Raw genomic sequence first — 10,724 nt, 5'->3', positions numbered from 1 at the left:
GGCCCCGCCCGCGGGGTCACCGACACGAGCGTCAAGCTCGGTGTGGCCGCGACCGACCCCGCCGCGCTCAAGGCCCTCGGCGTGCCGAGCGAGGGCCCGGCGAGCAAGGACCTGTACACGGCCTGGGTCGCCGCCCAGAACAAGCGCGGCGGCGTCCAGGGCCGGCAGGTGGAACTCGCCTTCCGCCCGTTCCTGCCCACCGGGCCGGCCGAGGCGCAGGCCGCGTGCGTCGAACTGAGCGAGGACAAGAAGGTCTTCCTCGCCATCGGCATCCTCACCGGCGACACCCCGCTGTGTTTCACCGAGACCCACAACACGCCCTACCTCGGCCAGTGGGGCCAGTCCGCCGAACGCGACCGCCGCTCCAAGGCGCCGTTCGTCGCGCTGGAGATGGCCGACGACCGCCAGCGTGCCGCCGCCGTCGAGGCGCTGATCGACCAGAAGCTGCTCACCGGCAAGAAGGTCGCCCTGTACTGGGAGGCCCAGGACGCGGCGGTCACCAAGAACACCGTCAAGCCGCTGCTCGACGCGGCCGGCATCGAGGTCGTCGTACAGACCCCGCTCGACGACTACGGCAAGGACCAGGCCGCCGGCGACCAGGCCCTGGACACGCTCGTGCAGAAGATCCGTTCCTCGGGCGCCGACACCATCCTCAACACGTCCAACTTCTCCAACCTGATGATCGCGCTGCAGCGCGCCGACTGGCTGCCCGGGCAGGTGTACGCGACCTCGGCGCAGGCGCTGAGCCCCGCCGTCGCCAAGACCACCGGCATCAAGCCCGCCACGATGGAGAAGGTCACGGTCGCCGCGCCGTACATCCCGACCAAGGACGAACTGGCCGCCGACCCGGCGGTCAAGACGTGCGTGGACGAGTACAACGCGGGCGGGGTCGGCGAGAAGTTCGACATGGCCGCCGCGAGCCGCGAGGCGCTGAGCTCTGTGGCCAACTCGTGCGCCGCCTTCCGCCTGTTCGTCCAGGCCACGGACGCCGCCGGCCGCGATCTCAACGCCGCGAGCTGGCAGCGCGGCGCGGAATCGCTGAGCAAGCTGCAACTCCCCGGCATGCCCCTGGCCTCCCTCGCCGCCGGCAAGCACAGCGCCGGCGACGCCGTCGGCGTGTACCGCTGGGACGCCGCGCAGAACCAGATGGTCCCCGCAGGGCCGCCCATCTCCGCCACGAAGTAGTGCCGTGACCGGCTCACTCGGCCGGCCACGGCAGTAGCGGGCACCCGAACCACGAGAAAGGCCCCACACATGGACGGCGGCACTGCCGCACCCCAACGGGACACCACCGGGGGCGAGTCGGGCAACCTGGCCGACCTCGCCGGTGCGGTCCTGGACGAACAACCGCGGCAGCGCGAGGCACAGCCGTCCGGTACCGCCGCCGACGCCGCCCTCCCCGGCGTCGGCGGTGCTTCCCGCAAGGCCCCGGCGGAGAACCTGACCCTGCGTCAGGGACTGCGCCGCGGCGGGACATCCGTGTTCACCGTGCTGCTCATCCTGACCGCGCTCGACGAACTCGAAGGCGCCGCGCTCGCGGTGCTGGCCCCCGACATCCGGGACAGCCTGGGCGTGGGCAACGGCACCATCGTCTTCCTCGGCGTCGCCGCGGGCGCGTTCACCGTGCTCGGCGCGGTCCCCATGGGCTGGATCGCCGACCGGTGCAGGCGCGGCCCGGTGATCGGGATATCCACCGCGTTCTTCGCGGTCATGGTGTTCCTGTCCGGCTTCGCGATGAACGCCTTCATGTTCTTCTGGACCCGGTTCGGCGCCGGCGTCGCCAAGTCCAACAGCGGCCCCGTGCAAGGGTCGTTGCTGGCCGACACCTATCCGATCGGGATCCGCGGCCGGCTCGGCGCCACGATCGGCGTCAGCGGCCGGCTGTGCGCGGTGCTCAGCCCGCTGGTGGTGGGCGGCATCGCCGCCGCCGTCGGCGGCCCCGACGGGTGGCGCTGGGCCTACTACCTGCTCGGCTTGCCCGTACTGATCTTCGCCGCCCTTGCGTTCTTCCTGCCCGAACCGCCGCGCGGCCAGTGGGAGAAGGCCGACGTGCTCGGCGAGGTGATCGAGGACGACGATCCGCCGCCGATCTCGATCGAGGCGGCGTTCGCCCGGCTCGGCCGGATCCGCACCCTCAAGACGGTGATCCTCGCGTTCGCCGCGATGGGTTTCGGACTGTTCACCACCCCCGTGCTGGGCAACCTGTTCCTGGAACAGGAGTACGGTCTGGACGCGTTCGACCGCGGCCTGGTCGGCACCGCGGGCGGCATCGGCGGGTTGATCGTGCTGCCGTTCATCGGCCGCTACTACGACCGCCGCTTCCGCGAGGACCCGGCGCAGGCGCTGCGCCTGATCGGCCTGCTGATCGTGCCTTCGGCGCTGTTCGCGCCGTTGCAGTACTTCTCGCCCAACCCCGTGCTCTACACGATCTTCGGGGTTCCCCAAGTCGTGCTGCTGTCGTGCGCGTTCGCCCTGATGGGGCCGCTCATGCAGACGATCGTGCCGTATCGCCTGCGCGGGCTCGGCACGGCGATGGCGTCCATCTACGTGTTCTTCATCGGCGCCACCGGCGGCGGCCTGGTGTCCGCCCCGCTGATCGACAGCTTCGGACCGCGCACCGCGGTGCTGGTCACGCTCGTGCCCGCGACGATCATCGGCGGGCTGCTGATCATGCGCGGTGCCGGTTACGTGCGTGACGACCTCGCGCTGATCGTGGAGGAACTGCACGAGGAGCACGAGGAGTACGCGCGTCGGCAGGCCAAACCGGACGACATCCCCGTACTCCAGGTCAACAACGTGGACTTCTCCTACGGGCAGGTCCAGGTGCTCTTCGACGTCGGTTTCGAGGTCAAGCGCGGCGAGGTACTCGCGCTGCTCGGCACCAACGGCGCCGGCAAGTCGACCATTCTGCGGCTGATCGCGGGACTGGCCACCCCCGAACGCGGCGTGATCCGCCTCGACGGACGCACCGTGACGTTCGTGGCCCCCGAACAACGCGTACGCCTGGGCATCGTGTCCCTGGCGGGCGGCGCCGGCGTCTTCCCGGGGATGACCGTGCGGGAGAACCTGGAGATGGGCGCGTACGTGTATCGCGCCGACCCGAACCTGGTCAGGAGCCGCATCGAGCGCTCGCTCGCGCTGTTCCCGCAACTCGCCGAACGCGGCGGTGAACGCGCGTCCGCGCTGTCGGGCGGCCAACAGCAGATGCTCGCGCTCGCGATGGCACTCCTGCACGACCCCGAGGTGCTGTTGATCGACGAGCTCTCGCTCGGCCTCGCGCCGGCGATGGTGGCCGAACTCCTGGCCGTGATCGAGCGGCTCAAGGAGACCGGGCTCGCGATGATCGTCGTCGAGCAGTCGCTCAACGTCGCGATGTCCATCGCCGACCGGGCGCTGTTCCTGGAGAAGGGCCGGATCCGGTTCGAGGGCGCGGCGGCGGATCTCGCCGAACGCGACTTCGTCCGGGCGGTGTTCCTGGGCGGGGACGAGGCCGGCGAGGGCGACGCCGGCGAGAACGAAGAGCGACCCGCCGGGCCCGCCGGCCACGCCGGTCCCGCCGGTCCCGCCGGTCCCGCCGAGAAGAGTGCCGACCATGGCTGACCTGATGACTCGACAGATCGCCTTCGACGGCCTGATCAACGGCCTCGCGATCGGCCTGATCGCACTAGGCATCGTGCTCGTCTACCGGGCCGGCCGGGTGATCAACTTCGCCGTCGGCAACCTCGGCGTGATCGGCGCGGCCCTGCTGCCGCTCGCCGTGATCAACTACGGGGTGCCGTTCTGGGCCGCGCTCGCCGGTTCCCTCCTGGTCGGCACGCTCGCCGGAACCGTCGTCGAACTCGCGGTCATCCGAAGGCTGTTCCACTCCGCCCGGGTGACCGTGCTGATCGCCACCATCGGCGTAGCCCAGGCGTGCGTGGCCGCGGTCAAGGCACTGCCCGACGTCGACGGCGCGGTGCGCGCGAGCTACCCCGTGGCGATCACCGCGCACTGGCAACTCGCGGGCGTGCGGATCACCGGCGCCCAGGTGAGTGTCCTGGTGGTCGTGCCCGTCGTGGCCGGCGCGCTGACCTGGTTCCTCGGTAGGACCACCCAGGGCCGCGCGGTCACCGCGTCGGCCGAGAACCCCAACCTCGCCCGCACCGTGGGGATCAGCCCCAAGATCGTGTCCACCCTCGTGTGGACGCTCGCGGGTCTGCTGTCCACGCTCGCGATGATCCTGATCGCCGGCCAGTCCGGGCGGGTCTCGGCCACCGCCGACCTCGGCCCCAACACCATGGTCCGGGCGATGGCCGCGGCGGTCATCGCCGGGCTCACATCGTTCCGTTGGTCGATGGTGGCCGGCATCGCGATCGGCGTGCTCCAAGCCGCCGTGCGGTTCAACTTCGTCGAGCAGACCGGCCTGGTCGACTTCCTGCTGCTGTGCGCCGTCGTCACCGCCGTGTGGGTACGCGCCCGCCGCGACGCCCGCACCGACCAACGCGGCGACGCCCGCACGTTCTCCACCGGGCCGCGCCCGGCGCCGATCCCGGAGCGGCTGCGCGGCGTGTGGTGGATTCGGCATCTGGGCACGCTCGGCATCGCCGTGCCGCTCGTGATCGCGGTGGTCCTGCCGCTGGTGGTCACCCAGGCGTCGCGGCATCTCCTCTACGGCACGATCCTCGCGTTCGCGGTCTGCGCGTGCTCGCTCACCGTGCTCACCGGCTGGGCCGGGCAACTCTCCCTCGGTCAGATGGCGTTCGCCGGACTGGGCGCACTCACCACCGCCGCGCTCACCCGCGGGCTCTCGATCGACATCGGCTCGGATCGCACGATCGCCTTCCAGGCCCTGCCGTTCGCGCTCTCCGCGCTGCTCGCGGCGGCGGTCACGGCCGTCCTCGCGGCGATCGTCGGCGCGGGCGCCCTGCGGGTCGACGGCATGCTGCTCGCGGTCAGCACGTTCGCCCTCGGCGTCGCCGCCGCCGGATACCTCTACCGGCGGCCGTTCCTCACCGACGGCAACGCCGCGTCGGTACCACTGCCACGCGGGCACCTGTTCGGCCTCGACCTGTCGAACGAACGCACCTACTACTACGTGCTGTTGGTCGTGCTCGTGCTGGTCCTGGCGCTGCTCGCCCGGTTGCGCTCGCACGGCACCGGGCGGCGCACCATCGCGGTCCGCGACAACCCGCAGGCCGCCGCGGCCTGTACCGTGCCGCCGCTGCGCACCAAGGTCACCGCGTTCGCGCTGTCCGGTGCGATTGCCGGACTCGGCGGCTCGCTGCTCGCCGGCAGTGTGCAGAGCGTCCCGCTCACCGAACGGTTCTTCCAGGTCTCCGACTCGCTGACGCTGGTCGCGATCGTGGTGATCGGCGGGCTCGGCTCGACCGTGGGTCCGGTGATCGGCGCGGTGTGGGTGGTCGGGCTGCCCGCGTTCTTCCCCGGCAACTCGCTCGTACCGATCTTCGCGTCCAGTATCGGCCTGCTCGTCCTGTTGCTGTACTTCCCCGGCGGCCTGACCCAGATCGCCAACGCCGCTCGCGCGGCGCTGATCCGCTGGGCCGAGAAGAGACTGCCCGACATCCCGGCCGGCTCCGCCCCCGCGCCCGCGAAGCCGGAGCGCCCGATGCGCACTCGCGACCGGGCCGAAGCCGAGGCCCCCAGGCCCGAGTTCGTGCTCTCGACGAGCAATGTTTCGGTGCGCTACGGCGGCAACACCGCCGTCGACTCGGTGTCGATCGGGCTGCGGCCCGGCGAGATCCTGGGCCTGATCGGCACCAACGGTGCCGGCAAGTCCACCCTGCTCAACGCCATCGGCGGATTCGCCCCCGCCACCGGCACGGTCGCCCTGCTCGGCCACGACGTCTCGCGCCTGGCCCCGGCCCGCCGCGCGTCACTCGGCCTCGGCCGGACCTTCCAGGCTGCTCGGCTGTTCCCCGAACTGACGGTGCGCGAGACGGTGTTGGTCGCACTGGAGGCGCGCAAGCGCTCCGGCCTGGTCTCCACCGCACTGCTGCTGCCCGGGGCGATCCGCGCCGAGCGGCACCGGCGCGGCGAAGCGGCCGACCTGATCGACCTGGTCGGGCTCGGCCGTTACGCCGACACCCCAGTGGCGCAACTGTCCACCGGTACCCGGCGCATCGTCGAACTCGCCAACCTGATCGCGCTCGACGCCCGGGTGCTGTGCCTGGACGAGCCGACCGCGGGCGTCGCCCAGCGCGAGACCGAGGCGCTCGGCCCGCTGCTGCTGCGGCTGCGCCGCGAACTCGACGCCGCGATGATCGTGATCGAGCACGACATGCCGTTCATGATGTCGATCAGCGACCGGCTGTACTGCCTTGCCGCAGGCAAGGTGATCAGCGAGGGCACCCCGGAGGAGGTCCGCGCCGACCCGGCGGTGATCGCCGGCTACCTCGGCACCGACACCCGCGCGATCGACCGCTCCGGTGCGGCCGGCGCCCCTGTTCGTCCCCTGCCCCAACCCGTGATGGAGAGCTGACCCATGCCCCTGGACCCTCCGATCCAGCGCATCATCGACCTGCTCGTCGCCGCCGGCGCCGCCGGTGGAACCCCGCCGGGCACCCTGGACGAGCGGCGCAAGGTCGCCAACTCGACGATGATGCTCGCGTTCACCGGGCGCCCCGACGACGTCACCGCGCGGGACCACACCGTGCCGGTGGCCGGCGGCGAGATCACCGTCCGGATCCTGCGGCCCGCCGGGTTGCCCGAGGCCGCGCCGCTGTTCTACTTCATCCACGGCGGCGGCTTCTTCCAGGGCGATTTGGACACGGCCGAGGTCGAGTTGGGCTCGATGACCTCCCTCGTGCCGTGCGCGGTCGCGCTCGTCGACTACCGGCTCGCGCCCGAACACCGGTATCCCGTACCGCTGGAGGACTGCGTCGCGGGCTACACATGGGTGCACGAGCACGCCGCCGAACTGGGCGTCGACCCCGCGCGGATCGTCGTCGGCGGATGCAGCGCGGGCGGCAACCTGGCCGCGCTGCTGTGCCTGGTCGCCCGCGATCGGGGTCTGCCCATGCCGCTCGCGCAGTTGCTCGACGTACCGGCCGTGGACCTGACCCCGATGGACCTCGACGTCGAGGCGGACGCGATCCTCGACTTCGGCGGCCTCACTCCCGAGGCGTGCAACGAGTACTTCGCGCTTTACCTCGACGACACCGTCGACCCGCGCGACCCGCGCGTGTCCCCGCTGTTCGAGCCGGACCTGAGCGGCCTGCCGCCCGCGGTGATCACCGTCGCCGAGTACGACCCGGTCCGCGACCAGGGCGAGCGCTACCTCACCCGCCTACACGAAGCCGACGTGCCCGCCTCGGCGTTCCGGGTCCTGGCCCACCTGCACGGGGGTTGGATCATCCCCGGCACCATCACTCACGCGCTGGTCGGCGACCTTCGCGCCGCCGCCCTGCGTCGTGCGCTGACGGGCACACTCGCGCCCTGACGCACCGTCAACCCCGAGGGCCGAGCCGCGGATCCGATGTCGGATCCGCAGACTCGCCCTGCCCTACGAGTGCACCGCGCGCCACCGTCCCCCCGCTCTCGCGTGACCTTTGGAGGTCAGGGTGTCCGTCCACATCCCGCGACAAGGACCCGGAATCAGACTCGACCGCCGACGCCGAACCCGGCTCGGCATCACCTTCGCCGCCGTACTGGCCCTGGTGGCCGCGCTGTTCGGCGCGGTACCGGCCACCAGCGCCCCTGCCGCGGCCACCCCCGTTCCCGCCGCGACCCGGCACAGCCAACCGACCTACGGCGTGGCCAAGCAGTCGGGCGTTCCGGTCACGATGGCCGACGGAACGATTTTGCGCGCCGACATCCTGTCGCCCGCCACCAACGGAGTGCCGGCGACCGGGCCGTTCCCGGTACTCCTGACCCAGACCCCGTACGGCCGCGGCGGCCTCGAGGCCGAACTGTCGTGGTTCGTCCAGCGCGGCTACATCACGGTCGCCGTCGACGTCCGCGGCACCGGCACCTCGAACGGCTCGTGGTCCCCATGGGCCCCGATCGAGTCGCAGGACGGCGCCGCCCTGGTCAACTGGGTCGCCGCCCTGCCGCACTCCGATGGCAAGGTGGGTCTGTACGGCGGCTCGTACACCGGCATCAACCAGATCATGACCGCCGCCGCCGTCGGCCCGAACTCGCCGCTCAAGGCCATCTTCCCGATGGTCGCGGGCAACGACCTCTACCGCGAACTGGTCACCATGGGCGGCATCCCCGATGCCGAATTCATGCCCATGTGGCTGCTGTTCACCGGCCTGGGCAACATGACCGCACCGCTGGCCGAGGCGCTGCGCGAAGGCTCGACGCAGAACATCCTCGACACGCTGCGCCTGGAACTCCAGCACCTGGGCGGCTTCGGCTCGGCCAACCTGCCGATCCTCAACGGCCTGCTCGGCGGCGGCGCCGAAGCGTTCGACGGCGCGTTCTGGCAGCAGCGTCGGCCCGCCGACATGCTCGCCAACGTGGTCGCCAACGGCGTACCGGCGTTCCTGCTCGGCGGCTGGCACGACCTGTTCCAGCGCGGCGCGTTGATGAACTACGCCGGGCTCCAGAACGCCTGGGCCGGCCGTCCGATCGGCCAACCGATGGTGGCCGGCCAAGCCGTCACCGACCGCTACCAGTTGCTGATGGGCCCGTGGTACCACGACCCGCGCCAGGACCCGTCGCTCGACCTGCCCGGGCTCCAGCTCAAGTGGTACGACCACTGGCTCAAGGGCATGGACACCGGCATCACCGGCGCCGCCGACCCGAAGCCGCTGCACGTCAAGGAACTGGGCACCAACCGCTGGCTGGACACCCGCACCTACCCCTTCACCGGCGCCGACCCCACCCGCCTCTACCTCGACAAGGGCCGCACCGGCAGCGCCCCCGCCTCCGCCAACGACGGCCTGCTCACCCCGAGCGCGCCCACCGCGAACGGCAGCGAGTGGATCAGCTGGACCGCGTCGAACAGCTCGTGCACCCGATCGGCGGCGCAATGGATCGGCGGGTTCATCAAGGACCCCGCCTGTACCGACAGCAACACCGCCCGCGAGACCGGACCGAACTCGCTCGTGTACACGACGGCCCCGATGACCGAGACGAAGGTGCTCGCGGGACCGATCGGCGCGACCTTGTACGCGCAGTCGAACACGCCGGAGACGCAGTGGGTGGTGACCGTCACCGACGTCGCCCCCGACGGCTCCTCGGTGCCGCTGAGCACCGGCGCCCTGATCGGCTCGCACCGCGCGATCGACCCGGCCCGCACGTGGTACGCCCCCGACGGGTCGATGCTGATGCCCTACCACCCGTCCACCCAGGCGACCACCACCTCGGTACCGCCGAACCAGGTGGTCCGCTACGACCTGGAGGTCTTCCCGACGTTCGCCTCGATCGCCCCCGGACACCGCATCCGGGTGAACGTCACCACCGCCGACACCCCGCACCTGGCCGCCACGCTGACCCAGACGCCGGGACTGCTGCTCGGCATCTACCAGCTCAAGACCGGCCCGAACACACCGTCCTCGGTGACCCTGCCGCTGGCCCCGGCAAGCGCGTTCGGCACGCCGTGCACGAACGTATGCCCCTCGTGACGTCGTAGTCCCCAGGTCGTGGGGCCCACGGTGGACACCTCGTCCGCCGTGGGCCCTTCGGGCGTGGGCGCAGGCATGAAACGGTGCGGCGCGGAGAACGGGCGTGTCGGGTGCCGGTGCGTCGAGCCGACGGTCGGCATCCGCGTTCGGCCCGGGAGCGTCCCGCGCGCCCGTCGTACGCGCCCACGTCGTTCGAACCGGGAGATCGATCATGACCGCTTGGCCCTCCGTGCCGCTCCATGACGGCCGGGTGCTGCCCGCGTTGGGGCTGGGCACCTACCCGCTGGCCGACCACGAGGCCCGGGAGGCGGTGCGCGGTGCGATCGGCATCGGGTATCGGTTGATCGACACCGCCGCGAACTACGGCAACGAGATCGGCGTGGGCCGGGGCATCGCCGACGCGGGCGTCCCACGCGAGGAGATCGTGCTCACCACCAAACTGCCCGGGCGCGACCACGGCTACGAGGAGACGTTGGCGTCGTTCGAGGAGTCCCGCGAACGGCTCGGGGTCGAGTACGTGGACCTGTACCTGATCCACTGGCCGAACCCGCGGGTGGGCAAGTACGTGGACAGTTGGCGGGCGATGATCAAGCTCCGCGACGAGGGCCGAATCCGCTCCATCGGCGTCTCGAACTTCACCGACGACCACCTCGACCAGCTCGAACGCGAGACCGGCGAGATGCCCGTCGTCAACCAGATCGAACTGCACCCGTTCTTCCCGCAGGCCCGGATGCGGGCGGCCGACCGCGACCGCCGGGTCGTCACGCAGAGTTGGAGCCCGCTCGGCCGCGCCAAGGACGTGTTCGATCAGCCCGAAATCGCCACCGCGGCCGAGGCACACGATGTCACGCCCGCCCAGGTGGTGCTGCGCTGGCACCATCAACTCGGCGTGGTGGCCATTCCCAAGTCCGCGTCGCCCGAGCGGCAGCGCAGTAACGCCGCGATCTTCGGCTTCGAGTTGACCGAGGCCGAGATGGACGCGATCGACGGCCTGGAACGCGGTCGGATGGGCGGAGACCCGGAAGAACACGAAGAGTTCTGACCGACGCGCGCCGCGGCCCGCTCCGTCGCCGATCGGGTGACGATCGGTTCGGGCGGGTTCGGGCGACGGCCGGCCGCGGGGGAGACCGGGTTCGGGGGCGATCGGGTTCGGCC

General features: G+C 71.4%; 6 protein-coding genes. All 6 read left to right on the top strand.

The window, feature by feature from the left end:
- Nucleotides 1-1,185: ABC transporter substrate-binding protein (locus GT354_RS41275; RefSeq protein WP_161361783.1), on the top strand; the 1,185-nt coding region annotated here is incomplete at its 5' end.
- 69 nt (nt 1,186-1,254) lie between these two features.
- A complete protein-coding gene (locus tag GT354_RS41270) occupies nt 1,255-3,600 on the top strand; it encodes an ATP-binding protein (RefSeq protein ID WP_237535957.1) in 2,346 nt (781 codons plus the stop codon).
- Nucleotides 3,593-6,478, top strand: a complete 2,886-nt coding sequence (locus GT354_RS41265) for a branched-chain amino acid ABC transporter permease/ATP-binding protein (protein ID WP_161361781.1) — start codon at nt 3,593-3,595, stop codon at nt 6,476-6,478. Before GT354_RS41270 ends, GT354_RS41265 begins: the two co-directional genes overlap by 8 nt.
- Before the next feature lie 3 nt (nt 6,479-6,481).
- Nucleotides 6,482-7,438 (top strand): alpha/beta hydrolase, encoded by a 957-nt coding sequence (locus tag GT354_RS41260; protein ID WP_161361779.1) that lies wholly within the window; start codon nt 6,482-6,484, stop codon nt 7,436-7,438.
- A gap of 121 nt (nt 7,439-7,559) precedes the next feature.
- Entirely contained in the window at nt 7,560-9,569 is a 2,010-nt protein-coding gene (locus GT354_RS41255; RefSeq protein ID WP_161361777.1) for a CocE/NonD family hydrolase, read from the top strand.
- A 211-nt stretch (nt 9,570-9,780) separates the two neighbouring features.
- Nucleotides 9,781-10,611, top strand: a complete 831-nt coding sequence (locus GT354_RS41250; RefSeq protein WP_161361774.1) for an aldo/keto reductase — start codon at nt 9,781-9,783, stop codon at nt 10,609-10,611.
- The last annotated feature ends 113 nt before the right edge of the window (nt 10,612-10,724 follow it).

Source organism: Streptomyces sp. SID3343 (assembly GCF_009865215.1).
In the GTDB taxonomy this organism is placed as follows: domain Bacteria; phylum Actinomycetota; class Actinomycetes; order Streptomycetales; family Streptomycetaceae; genus Embleya.
Note: the sequence above shows the minus strand (reverse complement) of the source record. Positions and strands in the feature narration are given on the sequence as shown.

What these genes read in the sequence shown, in the direction of transcription:
- GT354_RS41270 (WP_237535957.1), top strand. Translation starts at nt 1,255, where the DNA reads ATGGACGGCGGCACTGCCGCACCCCAACGGGACACCACCGGGGGCGAG.
- GT354_RS41265 (WP_161361781.1), top strand. Translation starts at nt 3,593, where the DNA reads ATGGCTGACCTGATGACTCGACAGATCGCCTTCGACGGCCTGATCAAC.
- GT354_RS41260 (WP_161361779.1), top strand. Translation starts at nt 6,482, where the DNA reads ATGCCCCTGGACCCTCCGATCCAGCGCATCATCGACCTGCTCGTCGCC.
- GT354_RS41250 (WP_161361774.1), top strand. Translation starts at nt 9,781, where the DNA reads ATGACCGCTTGGCCCTCCGTGCCGCTCCATGACGGCCGGGTGCTGCCC.